At 49.5% G+C, this 14,242-nt stretch carries 10 protein-coding genes; 8 read left to right on the top strand and 2 right to left on the bottom strand.

The features are described 5' to 3' along the window. Window positions 1–121 precede the first annotated feature (121 nt). Window positions 122–616 (bottom strand): TlpA family protein disulfide reductase, encoded by a 495-nt coding sequence (locus tag IPF95_02305; protein MBK6473525.1) that lies wholly within the window; start codon window positions 614–616, stop codon window positions 122–124. A gap of 288 nt (window positions 617–904) precedes the next feature. Between IPF95_02305 and IPF95_02300 the strand changes: the two genes are divergently transcribed. Next, window positions 905–1,669, top strand: a complete 765-nt coding sequence (locus IPF95_02300; GenBank protein MBK6473524.1) for a T9SS type A sorting domain-containing protein — start codon at window positions 905–907, stop codon at window positions 1,667–1,669. On the opposite strand, the gene IPF95_02295 is transcribed toward IPF95_02300, so the two are convergent. Continuing rightward, window positions 1,663–2,367 carry an NAD-dependent deacylase gene (locus tag IPF95_02295; GenBank protein ID MBK6473523.1) on the bottom strand — a complete coding sequence of 235 codons (705 nt, stop codon included), beginning with the start codon at window positions 2,365–2,367 and terminating at the stop codon, window positions 1,663–1,665. The two genes, IPF95_02300 and IPF95_02295, sit on opposite strands and share 7 nt — an antisense overlap. 151 nt (window positions 2,368–2,518) lie before the next feature. Between IPF95_02295 and ruvA the strand changes: the two genes are divergently transcribed. The 7 genes from ruvA (at window position 2,519) to IPF95_02260 (ending at window position 14,183) form a co-directional block, all read left to right on the top strand. Next, entirely contained in the window at window positions 2,519–3,127 is a 609-nt protein-coding gene (gene ruvA, locus IPF95_02290) for a Holliday junction branch migration protein RuvA (protein MBK6473522.1), read from the top strand. A gap of 21 nt (window positions 3,128–3,148) precedes the next feature. Next, entirely contained in the window at window positions 3,149–10,408 is a 7,260-nt protein-coding gene (gene sprA / locus IPF95_02285; protein MBK6473521.1) for a cell surface protein SprA, read from the top strand. A 28-nt stretch (window positions 10,409–10,436) separates the two neighbouring features. Next, the gene (gene gcvH / locus IPF95_02280; GenBank protein MBK6473520.1) at window positions 10,437–10,814 is read left to right on the top strand and encodes a glycine cleavage system protein GcvH; all 378 of its coding nucleotides are present in this window, start codon (window positions 10,437–10,439) and stop codon (window positions 10,812–10,814) included. A gap of 6 nt (window positions 10,815–10,820) precedes the next feature. Next, window positions 10,821–11,216, top strand: coding sequence for a VanZ family protein (locus tag IPF95_02275; protein MBK6473519.1), 396 nt, complete (start codon window positions 10,821–10,823; stop codon window positions 11,214–11,216). A gap of 33 nt (window positions 11,217–11,249) precedes the next feature. Further along, window positions 11,250–12,173 (top strand): deoxyribose-phosphate aldolase, encoded by a 924-nt coding sequence (deoC, locus tag IPF95_02270; GenBank protein ID MBK6473518.1) that lies wholly within the window; start codon window positions 11,250–11,252, stop codon window positions 12,171–12,173. 7 nt (window positions 12,174–12,180) lie between these two features. After that, window positions 12,181–13,278 (top strand): acyltransferase, encoded by a 1,098-nt coding sequence (locus IPF95_02265; protein MBK6473517.1) that lies wholly within the window; start codon window positions 12,181–12,183, stop codon window positions 13,276–13,278. A 92-nt stretch (window positions 13,279–13,370) separates the two neighbouring features. Further along, window positions 13,371–14,183, top strand: a complete 813-nt coding sequence (locus IPF95_02260) for an amidohydrolase family protein (protein ID MBK6473516.1) — start codon at window positions 13,371–13,373, stop codon at window positions 14,181–14,183. Window positions 14,184–14,242 lie beyond the last annotated feature (59 nt).

The raw sequence follows: 14,242 nt of genomic DNA, 5'->3' as shown, positions 1-14,242 counted from the left end.
GAACACCGAATACGGAACAGAACATGTCGGTTCTACTGTAAAACAAAAAAAGTCCGGTCCAAAAAATGGAGCCGGACTTTTTCAATAATGGTGAGCGTAATTTGCTCGAAGGCAGGTGGATCTATTTCTTGCCTTTCATTTCGAGCACCTTACTGTACAATTCATTTTCGTCGCCCGGCTCATAGTTATTGTGCTGGTAAACAATGTTTCCGCTACCGTCAACAAGAAAGGTATGTGGAATATTATTCACGTTCAATGCACGTTTGAAATCACCGTTGGGGTCCAGATAAACCTCGTATTCCCATGCCTGGCCGTTGATATAGGGCGCAACGCGTGCCATGCTTCGGGCATCATCAATGGAAATAGCGATCAGTTTAACGCCGGTCTCCGCTTGCCAATCATCGTATACTTCAGCGATCGCCGCCAATTCACGTTTGCAGGGCGCACACCACGTAGCCCAGAAATTGATGATCATTGGCTTGCCATCATTACTGAAGGTCTTCGTATCCACTTTTTTCCCCGCTAGGTCCTGTAGGTTTACGGAAGGAACTTTCCCTTGTGCCAAGGCGGTAAGGGAAAATGTAAAAAGGGCAATTGCGGCAAGAATGTTTTTCATGGGTTGGTCCGGGTGCTGGGTTGATCGATATTTTCGGTAGATGGCAAAGACTGCGCCAAAGATCGATGGTGCGTGATCGTCCTCGATCACATTGAGTTGTAGATCTGAGGGGGTCCGAAAGTATATCCGGAGCATAGTTAAGAACATCATGAAGGAACAAAGGCTTGGAGTCCTATCGGTTCGAGTGAATGTTATCTAAGCGTTAAAACCTCACGATCCGCATTAGTTGAGCCGTACATTTGCATGGAGTTCACCCAAGTGAATTGGATCAGCAACAAAATTGAAAATATGAAACAACTCTTTACGCTTTCCTTACTCGTTTTCTTCACCGCACAAATGAACGCGCAGGTGACTTTGATCGATGGATCCGGAGCAATTGTAAATAATGAAGTTGTGGTCTACTTAGGTTCCGTGGATCCTTCTGTCATAGATTCGGTCTCGGTGTTCGAAGTGGATATTGAAGTACACGTAGCGGGTGAGGACAAGACATTGAATGTTCGGCGTTACGAGTTGAATGTACAGATGGGAACGGAGAATTATTTCTGTTGGGGAGTGTGTTACAATGCACGATACGCTGGTGTTAGTCCGGTGTGGGAGTCACTTCCACAACATGCAGTTACCGTTCTGGCGGATTCTAGTGCCAGCAATTTCCATGCGTATCACAAACCCCGTAACATTGTTGGAGTCAATGTGTATCGTTACGTCTGGTTCGATGTGAACAACCCTACGGATAGTGTTTGGTGCGATATTGAGTTCCGGTCCGGAATTGTTGGAATAAATGAAGAAACAGAGGTGGTTCGAAGCATGCAGGTTTTTCCGAACCCATCTTTGGGCAGCGATGTTGCATTCAAGATCGAGCTTAATGGTTCGGTAACGAACACTTCACTTGTTATCTACAACATGGTTGGTGAGCGTCTGAAGACAATACGGATCAATGGAGCCCAAGGAAGGTATGTTCTACCGACCACGGACCTTTCTTCCGGGATCTACTTTGCTACCTTGGAGCGCAATGGAACCTCGCTTCGCAGTCAGCGGTTCGTGGTAACTCACTGACCGTTCGTCAAAAGAGCCTTTAATTCAGAAGCCAGCTTGGGCATGCCTAAGCTGGCTTTTTCGTTCCTATAGCTAACCCCTTGTCGTTGAACGGATACGGAATTGGGGTCAATAACGTGGACCTTGCAAGCCGGTGATGCATAATGGATCAGCCCAGCCGCCGGGTATACGTTCAGAGAGGTTCCTATAACGACCAATACATCGGCCTGTTCCACAAGTTCAGCAGCGATCGGGATCATCGGCACTTCCTCACCGAACCAGACGATGTGTGGTCTTAGTTGGGATCCCATGGGGCAAAGAGCACCGAACGGAATAGAATCACCTTCGATCGGAACAATGTAATTGGTATCCACACTGCTCCGTGCTAAAAGGATCTCGCCATGCAGATGAAGTACATGAGAACTACCGGCACGCTCATGGAGGTCATCGATGTTCTGCGTGATGATGTCAACGTGGAAATCGTTCTCCAGTTGAGCAATGGACAGGTGTGCCGCATTGGGTTCCGCAGCGATCACCTGTTTGCGTCGTGCATCATAGAATCGAAGCACCAAAGCAGGGTCCTTTGCGAATGCCTGTGGTGTTGCAACATCCTCTATTCGGTATTCCTCCCAGAGTCCATCACTATTACGGAATGTGCGTAGCCCACTCTCGGCACTAATTCCCGCTCCACTGAGCACCGAGATCCGTTTTTTGTGCATGGTGCCAAGTTAATGTAACCCCGGATTTAAATTTTAGCTCCGTCCATTCAATACATTCCGTTATTTTCGTGCCCTTTCCAAGGAATTTACACCGAGCGCATAAGGCGAATTTTACCCCCTGTAATAGGTACTTAATTTTTGTGGGGACAGGATGATCGATAGCCTGAACGGTGAACTATTGGAAAAAGCGCAGGATCACGTCGTGATCGACTGCCATGGCGTTGGCTATCTCGTTCATGTGCCCGCATCCACGTTAGCTGCTTTGGAGAAAGGCGTTAAGCAACGTCTTCATGTCCATTATTCCGTTTCAGTGGATGTTCGGTCCGGATCCAGTGAACATCGGTTGTTCGGTTTTGCACATCGGGATGAACGTCAATTATTCCGTCGATTGATCGATGTCCAGGGTGTTAGTGCGACCATCGGCATGACCATTCTTGGTGGCCTTTCTGCGGCGGATATACATACTGCTATCCTTACCGGTAATGAGGCAGCATTCAAACATATCAAGGGCATTGGACCAAAATTAGCACAGCGTATCATCCAAGAGCTTCAAGGGAAATTGGCCAATGTGGCGTTGCCGACCGGCGGTGTTGTTCGATCCGGAGGCAATACCTTGCACACCGAAGCGTTATCGGCACTGATCTCTTTAGGGTTGGACCGCATGAAAGCTGAACGTGCATTACAGACCGTGCTCAAGAATACAAAGGGTGATACGCCCACAGTTGAGGAATTGATCAAGCTTACCCTGAAGAATCTTTGAGTGTTGGTTAATACGATGAACTTGCGGAGAACCGCCAATAGGACGTTGGTATTAGTAGCAAAATTGCTACTGGTCCTGGTGCTGTATTGCTTCAGTTCAGAGGGGCATGCTCGCGATCTTTTCATGACCGTGATGGTCCTCCAAGTGGACTCCCCGGAAGTTGAGTTGCCGTGGCCGATATCGGACCCACTGGCACCGGGAGAACCTCCAGGTGGTGGTATCAATTTGGAGGATCCGGAGAACATTACGGAAGAAGTGGTCTACGATCCCATTACCGGACAATACGTTGTAAGGAGCATGGTCGGGGGCGGCGATGGTTTCAACTATAGACCACCAATGAGCATGTCATTGGAAGAGTACTTGAACTACGACATGGAACGCAGTATGGACAATTACTGGCTGGACCGCGTGGAACAGGATAGTGAAAGTGCTCAGAAATCCTTGTTGCCGAATATCAATATCAAGGGAAAGGCATTCGACAGGATCTTCGGTGGTAATACGATCTCCATAAAACCACGCGGATCTGCCGAGGTCATCTTCGGTCTCAACATCAGCAAGACAGAGAATCCTCGTATCCCTGTTAATCAGCGAAGGATAACCACGTTCAATTTCGATCAGCGTATCCAGCTCAACCTGGTGGGTAATATTGGAGATAAGCTCAAGATAAATACCAACTATAACACGCAGGCCACATTCGATTTCGAGAATCAGGTGAAGTTGGATTATACCGGTTATGAGGATGAGATCATCCAGAAGATCGAAGCGGGTAACGTTAGCTTGCCTTTGCAAGGCACATTGATCACCGGCAGCCAGAGTTTGTTCGGGTTGAAAGCGCAACTGCGGTTCGGTCGACTTACTGCCACAGGTATCTTCAGTCAGGAAAAAGGGCAACGGCGCAGTGTGCAAACACAAGGTGGAGCACAGACAACGAACTTCGATATCAAGGCCGATGAGTATGAAGGCAACAAGCACTATTTCCTGAGCCATTATTTCCGTGGGCAGTATGAACAGGCCATGCGGACCTTGCCTACTGTTAACAGTGGGGTGCAGATCACGCGGATAGAAGTCTGGGTGACCAATACACGGCAGGATTTTCAACAGAACAGGAATATCGTAGCGTTCACCGATCTGGGTGAAGATGCTACCCAAGCATCGATGGACAATGGTCGGTTCAGTGTTGATCTACCACCGGGTCTGGTCATGGATGGTCCTGGAATTGAAGCGAGCAACGCTCAGAACTCTCTTTACGCGACCGTGAGTGGCAATGCCGGTATCCGAAGTTTCGTGAATGCTTCTGCCGCATTACAGGGCTTAGGTCTTGTTGCTGCACGCCATTTCGAAAAAGTTGAAAGTGCCCGTTTGCTCATGCCATCGGAGTTCAACATGAACGAACGCCTTGGTTTCATTTCGTTGAACCAATCACTCAATAATGACGAAGTATTGGCGGTTGCTTATCAATACACCTTTCAAGGACAGACATTTCAGGTAGGTGAGTTCAGTACCGATGGCATTAGCCCACCGGAAGCCCTCATGTTGAGGTTGCTCAAAGCCACGATCACCAACCCGCGCATTCCGCTATGGGACCTGATGATGAAGAACGTTTATTCATTGGGCGCCTTCCAAGTGAACCGCGACAATTTCCGATTGGATCTCATTTACAACAACCCTACCACTGGTGTCGACATCAATTATATTCCACGTGCACCGTTGGATCAGATCCCGTTGCTACAAGCGGTAGGTATGGACCGGCTCGATCCGAACAACGCACCCAACCCGGACGGGTGGTTTGATTTTGTGGATGGCGCAGCTACAACAGGTGGAACGATCCAATCACAGAACGGTCGGATCTATTTCCCTGTGCTGGAACCATTCGGAAGTTATCTGGATAAGCAATTGATCGGTCCCGACCCCAACGCTCCTATTCAACCTTTAGAGATCAGGCAAACGATCGTATTCCAACCGTTGTATGACAGTACCAAGGTAGCGGCAGGAAACCTGCCGGCATTGAATCGCTTCAAACTGAAAGGCAGCTATCGATCGGCCAGTAGTGATGTGATCAGTTTGAACAGTGTGAACATTCCACAGGGTTCCGTTACGGTTACAGCAGGTGGTGTCCGTTTGGTGGAGAACCAGGACTATACCGTTGATTACAACTTGGGTCGCGTACGTATTCTGAACCAAGGTATTTTGGAAAGTGGCACGCCGGTCGATGTGGCATTGGAAAGCAACTCGTTGTTCAGCATACAGACCAAGACCTTGTTGGGTGCTCGTTTGGACTATAAGGTAAACAAGGACTTAACGATCGGCGGTACCGTTATGAACCTGTATGAGCGTCCATTGACACAGAAAGTGAACGTTGGTGATGAGCCGATCAGCAACACGGTCTTCGGGTTGGATGCGAATTGGAACACGAAGTCGCAGTTCATCACCACTTTAGTGGACAAGCTGCCGTTCTATGCCACGAAGGAAGAGAGCAGCATTTCAGCATCGGTGGAAGGGGCCTATCTATTACCCGGTCATAGCAAGGCGATCGGAGCATCGGGTACCAGTTATATCGATGACTTCGAAGGTAGCGTTAGCACCATTGACCTCAGAACACAAAGCCTATGGTTCCACAGCGCAATTCCACAAGGGCTGCCTGATGTTTTTCTGAACGGGGATCTCGTCGATGATCCATCAAGTGGATTCCGCAGGGCGCAGATCGCATGGTATGTGATCGATCCGTTGTTCTTCCGCAACAACAACCTTACACCGCCGAATATCAACTCCACTATACAAAGCGATAATAGAATGCGGCAGGTATTGGAGCAGGAGGTATTCCCCAACAGGCAATTGCCAGCGGGTACACCGGCGAACATACCGGTGTTGGACCTCAGTTATTATCCGGACGAACGTGGACCGTATAACTACACTACGAACTTGACCGCGGATGGAGAGTTGTTCCAGCCGGAGGAGAACTGGGCTGCCATTACCCGCCGGATAACCACCACCGATTTCGAGACGAGCAACATTGAGACGATCCAGTTCTGGGTAATGGACCCATTCTATAACGCCAGCAACAGTGCAGGAGAACCGGCCACGAACGTGAATTCGCAGAACAGTACCGGTGGTGACCTCTATATCGACCTGGGCAACTTGAGCGAAGATGTACTGAGGGATGGCCGTAAGTCGTTCGAGAATGGTCTTCCGAAGAACCTCACGGACCTTGCTCAGGAGACCGACGAGACCGCATGGGGAGTAGTTCCGACCACGCAAAGTGTAGTCAATGCGTTTGCGATCGTAGAGAGCAACAGCAATAAATACCAGGACGTCGGATTGGATGGGCTTGCAAGCACTCAATTGGATCTGGCAGGACGCAGCGAGAGTACATTCTTCTCGAGTTACATCAACTCAATAGGTACGGTGGTTACCAATACAGGCGCACGGAACCAGATCCAGAACGACCCTTCCAATGACGACTATCGGTTCTTCAGAGGAAACGACTACGACAATAGTGGCGCAGATATTTTGCAACGCTATAAGCGGTTCAATGCACCGGAAGGGAACTCGGTAACGGATGAGGATTCTCCGGAGGATTACCCAACGCAACAGACCACGCTACCTTCTACGGAAGACATCAACCAAGATCAGAACCTAACGGAGAGCGAGAGTTACTTTCACTACAAGGTGAGCATGCGTCCACAGGATATGGTGGTCGGTCAGAATTTCATTACCGACCGGATCCTGGCAACAGCGAACACTCCCGAAGGACCTAAACAAGTGTATTGGTACCAGTTCAAGGTTCCGGTGCGGCAGCCTGTGGAAGTTGTGAATGGCATTCAGGATTTCCGGAGCATTCGCTTCATGCGTTTAGCGGTCAAGGGATGGGCACAGCCTGTGACATTGCGTTTCGCCCGGTTGGAATTCATTCGTGGGGAATGGCGCAAATATCAATTCAGTTTGGAAGCACCCGGTGAGGTCCCACCTGGAGGTGATCCTGATCCAACGACGTTTACAGTTGCTGCTGTTAACGTGGAAGAGAACGGTAACCGCACACCGATCAACTATGTATTGCCTCCGGATATCAATAAGGAAGTGGATGTAAGCAGCGCCAACTTGCGGAACTTGAATGAGCAATCGCTTCAGTTGAAAGTATGTAACCTGCGCGATGGTGATTCGCGTGCTGCTTTCCGCAATGTCTCGTTCGATATCCGCAGTTACAAGAAACTACGGATGTATATCCATGCTGAGTCCAGTGATCCCGCTGATCTTTTGGAGTTCGGTGATGCGAGTGTCTTTGTTCGCTTCGGCAACGATTATGACCAGAATTATTATGAGTACGAGGTCCCGTTGGAGCCGTCTGAATTCTACAACAGGGATCCATACAGTGTATGGCCGGAGAAGAACAACATGATCATCGAATTCGCCAAATTGAACGACCTTAAGATCCAACGCGATCAAGGTGGTGTGGCGCGGAATATCCGCTATGCTGGAAACGATGGTGACCGGAGGGTCTTTGTAAAGGGAAACCCGAATCTGAGCCAGATGAGCACGATCATGATCGGTGTTCGCAATCCACAAAAGAACGGTGATGAGGAGAATCCTTGGCGCGCGGATGATGGATTACCGCAGTGCATGGAAGTGTGGGTGAATGAATTGCGATTGACCGATTTCGATCAAAGCGGAGGCGGAGCAGCAATTGCGCGCGTGAATGCACAGTTGGCGGATCTTGGTTCGATCAGCGTTGCGGGTAACTACAGCACACCGTTCTGGGGCAGCATTGATAAGCGGGTCAGTGAGCGTCAGCGCGAGACGAAGTATGGCGTAGATGTTTCCGCCAATTTGGAGATGGGAAAATTCCTTCCTGAATCCACAGGGATCAAAGTGCCGCTCTATGTTGGGTTCTCTGAACAGGTCAGTCTGCCACAGTTCGATCCGCTTAATCCTGATATTGAGTTCAATGATGCCACGCGCACACTCACGCGTGAAGAACGAAAGGAACGGTTGAAGCAATCACGGACCTATACGCGACGGCGAAGCATCAACCTAACGAACGTACGCAAGGAACGTGGCCAAGGGAAGCCGGAACACTTCTACGATGTGGAGAACCTGAACGCGAGCTATTCCTATTCGGATCAAGAATACTTCGACGTTAATACGGCCTACGAGAATACGCGGACCTATCGCGGCTCCTTGGGTTATGTTCACAATCCGAAGCCACGTCCGATAGAACCGTTCAAGTCGTTCATAGGGAAAAGCAAATGGCTGAAGCCGATCAAAGAGTTCAATGTCAACCTAGGATTCAAGCAGGTCTCTTTACGTACACAGGTCGATCGCATGTATTTGGAACGGTTGGTGAGGCCGAATCCGGACATTGAGACGTTGGCACCAAAACCGACGTACAACAAGAACTTCAATTGGGGAAGTCAGTATGGTTTCAGGTATGAATTGACACGAGCGCTCAAGGTCGATTTCAATGCGAACAACCTTGCCTTCATCGGTGAAACACCAGGGCGCGTGAACAGTAAGATAAAGGACGAATACGCGCTATGGAAGGACAGTGTGTTGAGTAGCGTAGGCAATTTCGGAGAGGTAACGCGCTACGATCATGTCATCAGTGCCAACTACACCTTACCATTGGACAAACTACCGTTGACCGATTGGATGACCGCCAACACTTCATACACCGCAGGGTACCAATGGGACAGAGCGCCATTGACACAGGATACACTTGGCGCAACGATCCAGAACTCACAGAACATCGCCGTGAACGGACAATTCAATTTCGTGAACCTCTACAATAAGTTCAAGTTCCTGAAGAAGATCAACGATAAAAGTCGAGGTAGAAGCGGAAAGACAACACGGTCTTCAGCTGCGAAACCCACGGACAAGGATTCCATACCGGATAAGGAGCCGATCAAGATCGATCCCCTTGAAGGATTGGCGCGGATACTGATGGTCATCCGGAACGGAACAGTTACGTACAGTCAGAATTCGGGTATACTTCTTCCAGGTTATGATCGACGGACCAACGCCTTCGGAATGGATGACTTCAGTGCGCCTGGGTTCGGGTTCATTGCAGGGCAACAGAACCATGATCTGAACGGTAATGTTGCACGGGATTTCGCGACAACGGCAGCTAGTAGAGGGTGGCTTGTACAAACGCCTTCGATCTTCAGTCCATATACGAACACACGTACCGAGACCATCAACGCAAGACTCTCATTGGAACCCTTCCGTGGTTTCCGTATTGAACTCAGTGCGAACCGTACGATCGCCGAGAATAGATCCTCATTCTTCCGCTGGAATGCACAGGAGCAGGCCTATGTGAATGACAGCCCGCGGGAGTACGGAAATTACAGCGTGAGTATGCTTACGTGGCGCACGGCATTTTCTGCGGACAATGAGAATTTCGTCAATCAAGTATTCCAGGACGTATTGAACAATAGGCCGATCATCAGTGCCCGTTTGGGTGTGAATAATGTCAATTCGGTATTGGAGCCGGACAGTGGATTCTATTCGGGTTATGGATCGACCAACCAGGATGTGGTCATTCCCGCTTTCCTTGCAGCATATACGGGACGTAGTGCGGACAATGTGAAGTTGAATCCATTCAAGCAAACACCTGCACCGAATTGGGACATCACTTATGATGGATTGACGAAGATCCCTGCGATCGGAAGAATGTTCCGCACATTGACAATGAAGAACAGTTACCGCAGCAACTTCAGCATAGCGAACTACCAGACCAACCTCTTGTTCGTACCTGGTAGCGCAGAGGTTGATGCTGCCGGAAATTTCATACCGGAGCGGCAGATCTCGGTGGTCACGGTGCAAGAGGTCATGCGTCCGTTGATCGGATTCGACGCCACATTGCAGAACAGCTTGCTATTGAAATTCGAATACAATCGCGATCGCAACCTCAGTTTGAGCTTGACCAATTATCAGATCACCGAGGTTCGCGGTAAGGAATATGTGGTCGGAACCGGATATCGGTTCAAGAACGTGAAGCTTCCGATCAAGATCGGTGGTAATGACCCCAAGAGTGATGTGAACTTACGTGTGGATCTGAGCTTACGCGATAACTTTACGGTGATCCGGAAAATGGAGGAACGGCAGAATACCGTCACCGCCGGGCAGAACATCCTAAGCATTAAATGCTCCATAGATTACACCTTGAGCCAGCGGTTGAATATTAGAGCATTCTACGAGCGTGTAGTGAACAAACCCGTGATCTCAACCTCTTTCCCATCAGCCAATACGAACGTGGGTATCAGTCTACGCTTTACTTTGGCGGAGTAATGGACGAACGATCAACAGAACTTGAAAGATGAATATTCCACAAGACCTACAGTACACGAAGGATCATGAATGGGTCCGCGTAGAAGGAGACGAAGTCGTAATTGGTATAACGGATTTTGCCCAAAGTGAATTGGGCGACATCGTTTTCGTGGATATTGGCTCAGAGGGCCAAGAGCTGGCACATGAAGCCGTATTCGGTACGGTGGAGGCGGTTAAGACCGTGAGCGACCTGTTCATGCCAGTTAGCGGAACAGTGAGTTCAGTGAATCTCGATCTTGCTGATGACCCCGCTTCCGTGAACAAGGACCCGTATGGTAAAGGCTGGATGATCCGTGTAAAGCTTAAGGATAAAGGTGAGCTTGCCGGATTGATGACCGCTGAAGCATACGGTGCACTGGTGGGTTGATCCACAATGGCGCCACGCGCGGTCTGGCCTCCTTTGCTCTGGTCGCTGGTGATCCTGTTCCTATGTCTATTACCGGGCAGTAAATTGCCGGAGTGGGAATGGTTCGCATTGTTCGATCTGGACAAATTGGTCCATGCCGGAATGTTCTTTGTTCAAGCCTTGTTGCTCGCTAGAGTGTTCAATGCGCGACAAACTCCGGAACGATGGGTGCTCTGGTCCGTTCTACTGAGCGTGACCTTCGGTTTGGCAACTGAGTTTTTGCAAGGGATGGAAGCGCTTGGTCGCAGAACCGACCTCAACGATATGATAGCAAATACGATCGGAGCGTTGGTTGCAGGGTGGTACGCTGCACGCCGAGTGAACAGCGGTAAAAGCGTTGTTCCGTTCTTGCCCGCTCACTGATCTCGTTTGCATCGGCTACCTTTGAACATCGTCATGGCAACCACAACACCAACTCGCCGCGCAATGCCCGATCCACGCACAACACCAACGGTGGATCAAGTCGGCATTGAAGAACGCGTAGCGCGGATCAAAACGCGTAGCATCAAGAAAGAGACCAAAGTGCAAGGCATGAAGCTCGCACTTAGCATGATCGATCTTACCACATTGGAAGGAGCGGACACGCCAAGGAAAGTGCAACAACTTGCTTACAAGGCGATGCACTTGCATGATTCGTTGCCCGGACTTCCGACATGTGCTGCAGTATGTGTGTATCCCACCTTGGTGAAGGTTGCGAAGAAAGCGTTGGGCGATAGCGGGGTATTGGTAGCCTCCGTTTCTACCGCATTCCCAAGTGGTCAAGCACCCAAGTCAGTAAAGATCGCGGATACCAAGTTCGCCGTGAGCGAAGGTGCGGATGAGATCGATATGGTCATTAGCCGCGGTCATTTCCACAGTGGTGACTACAATTTTGTGTTCGATGAAATAGCAGCCATCAAAGAAGCATGTGGCAAAGCGCGATTGAAAGTTATTCTTGAGACAGGCGAATTGGGTACGTATGATAAAGTGCGTTTGGCCAGTGATATCGCCATTGCAGCGGGAGCTGATTTCATCAAGACCAGTACGGGTAAGATCAGCCCAGCGGCCACAATGCCGGTTACGTTGGTGATGCTACATGCTATCCGCGATCACTACCTTAAGACAGGTGTAATGATCGCCATGAAGCCTGCAGGTGGCATCCGTAAGAGCAAAGAAGCACTGCACTATCTAATGATGGTGAAAGAAGAACTAGGGCCGGAATGGTTAAGCAAACACTGGTTCCGGTTCGGTGCAAGCAGTTTGGCCAATGACATCCTCATGCAATTGCAGAAAGAGGAGACCGGCCGCTACCAAAGTGCTGATTACTTCAGTAACGATTGAGCATTGAATGGCCGTTGTTCCGCAGGCCCATCTTGCCGGTCGAAGATGGCAGTATGTGGATGTACTTCGTGGCATTGCTGTGATACTGGTGATATTGCACCACCACGCAGCGGGCGGCATCATTGGCGAGTATGGATGGCTGGGCGTTGACCTGTTCTTCGTCCTTAGCGGTTTCCTGGTATCCGGATTGATCTTTGACGAATACCGGAGAACGAATGGCTTTGCGGGAGTAAGATTCCTGATACGCCGAGGCTTTAAGATCTATCCTTCATTTTACGCGTTGATCATAGTTTCCGCGCTTTTGATGGAGGTCATTGGCAGTCGTGATCCACTAATGAATTACATCGCCGAGCTGTTCTTCTTCCAGAACTATCACGCTGGCTTGTGGAGCCACACATGGTCATTGGCGGTTGAGGAACACTTCTATTTGCTACTTGTGTTCGCCGCAGTGGTATTGATGGCGCTACCATCCCGCATAAAATGGCGGGGCATGATCGTGTTGAGTGCGTTGCTTTTCCTATTCTTTCTTGCACTTCGCATCTATACGTACCAAACCATTCCATATCATGTTACCACACATTTCATTCCTTCACACCTAAGGATGGATTCATTGTTGGGGGGTGTTCTTTTGTCTGCTTGGCACCGGTTCAGGCCCGTAAGTTTCAAAGCTCTCTTCGGCCGCAATTCTATTGTGTTGATCGCATGTATGGCCTTATTCCTTGCACCGGTCCTCTTCTTTCGTTTTGGTTCCACCGTGATGGGTACCATTGGTTTGTCCGGCGCATTTCTAGCTGGAGCCATCGCGGTAGGCATGGCTGTTTCCAGAACCCCGCTGCCGGAGACAAGTGGTATTCAACGATACATCATCAGTCCGCTGGCATGGGTTGGTGGTATTTCCTACAATACCTACCTATGGCATTTGCTTGTGCTATTGGTCGTGGAAAAAGTGATGGTCAAGTTCAGCCTCGGAGGTAGTATCCTTGAACTCATGTTCTTCGCAGCGGGTTCATTTCTGGTCGGCTCCATCGTTACGCGTTTCATCGAGATCCCTTTTTTGCGCATGCGCGAGAAGTGGTACCCAAAACAAAGCCGATCGGTCAAGTGAGATCGGGGTCAGTTTGCGCTGCGTTGGAAAATGCTTGATCGCTATCGGTCGGAACGGACCAATTTCCTTGAGCAACGAATATCTTGCGCCGTATGATCATCGATATCCATACGCATCTGAATAACTATCACGAAGATCATGTGGTCTCTATAGACGAATGCCTCGATAAGCTTACGGCTGCAATGACTCAGAACAACGTGGACTATTCGCTGGTGCTCACTTCGTATAAAGTCAACGAACATCGACCGAGTACGAAAGCTGTGGTGGATGCTGTTCAGGGTAGAAAGAACATCGGTGTAATTGCTGGGATCAGTTACTTGCATTACGACCACCATGACCTCAGTGAGATCGCGAACTACTTGGAAAAGGGACTGGTAAAAGGGTTGAAACTTTATCCCGGTTACGAACCATTCTATCCGAACGATACACGTTTGAAAGTGGTCTACGACATGGCTGTGGAATACGATGTGCCCGTCATGTTCCATAGCGGTGATACGTATTCGCCAACAGGCCGGGTGAAATATTCGCACCCGTTACAGATCGATGACCTAGCTGTCGACTTCCCCACAATGAAGATCGTGATCTGTCACGTCGGCAATCCGTGGATAAAGGACTGCATGGAAGTGGTGTACAAGAACGACAATGTGTATGCCGACTTCTCCGGTCTGGTGTTGGGCGATTTCTCGGATAAGTTCGAGAAGTTCATGAAGAGCGAATTGGAGAACATGATCACCTACGCCGGCAATCCGCGTTACTTGTTATACGGAACCGATTGGCCCATCTCCAATATGGGATCCTACTTGAAGTTCATTGCGCAATTGGACCTACCGGATGATCGAAAGGAAATGATCTTGTGGAAGAACGCTGCTGAATTATTCAAGATCGATGTGAGTGTGTTGAGATGATCTCTTATTGCCGACCAAGGCAGTCGCGACCTTGTGATCGGGCCAAGTTGGTCACCGTA

It is taken from the genome of Flavobacteriales bacterium (assembly GCA_016704485.1).
Taxonomy (GTDB): Bacteria; Bacteroidota; Bacteroidia; order Flavobacteriales_F; family PHOS-HE28; genus PHOS-HE28.
This window is presented reverse-complemented; position numbering and strand designations above follow the sequence as displayed.

What these genes read in the sequence shown, in the direction of transcription:
- IPF95_02275 (MBK6473519.1), top strand. Translation starts at nt 10,821, where the DNA reads ATGGCGCCACGCGCGGTCTGGCCTCCTTTGCTCTGGTCGCTGGTGATC.
- IPF95_02295 (MBK6473523.1), bottom strand. Translation starts at nt 2,367, where the DNA reads ATGCACAAAAAACGGATCTCGGTGCTCAGTGGAGCGGGAATTAGTGCC.
- IPF95_02300 (MBK6473524.1), top strand. Translation starts at nt 905, where the DNA reads ATGAAACAACTCTTTACGCTTTCCTTACTCGTTTTCTTCACCGCACAA.
- gcvH (MBK6473520.1), top strand. Translation starts at nt 10,437, where the DNA reads ATGAATATTCCACAAGACCTACAGTACACGAAGGATCATGAATGGGTC.
- IPF95_02260 (MBK6473516.1), top strand. Translation starts at nt 13,371, where the DNA reads ATGATCATCGATATCCATACGCATCTGAATAACTATCACGAAGATCAT.
- IPF95_02305 (MBK6473525.1), bottom strand. Translation starts at nt 616, where the DNA reads ATGAAAAACATTCTTGCCGCAATTGCCCTTTTTACATTTTCCCTTACC.
- IPF95_02265 (MBK6473517.1), top strand. Translation starts at nt 12,181, where the DNA reads ATGGCCGTTGTTCCGCAGGCCCATCTTGCCGGTCGAAGATGGCAGTAT.
- ruvA (MBK6473522.1), top strand. Translation starts at nt 2,519, where the DNA reads ATGATCGATAGCCTGAACGGTGAACTATTGGAAAAAGCGCAGGATCAC.
- deoC (MBK6473518.1), top strand. Translation starts at nt 11,250, where the DNA reads ATGGCAACCACAACACCAACTCGCCGCGCAATGCCCGATCCACGCACA.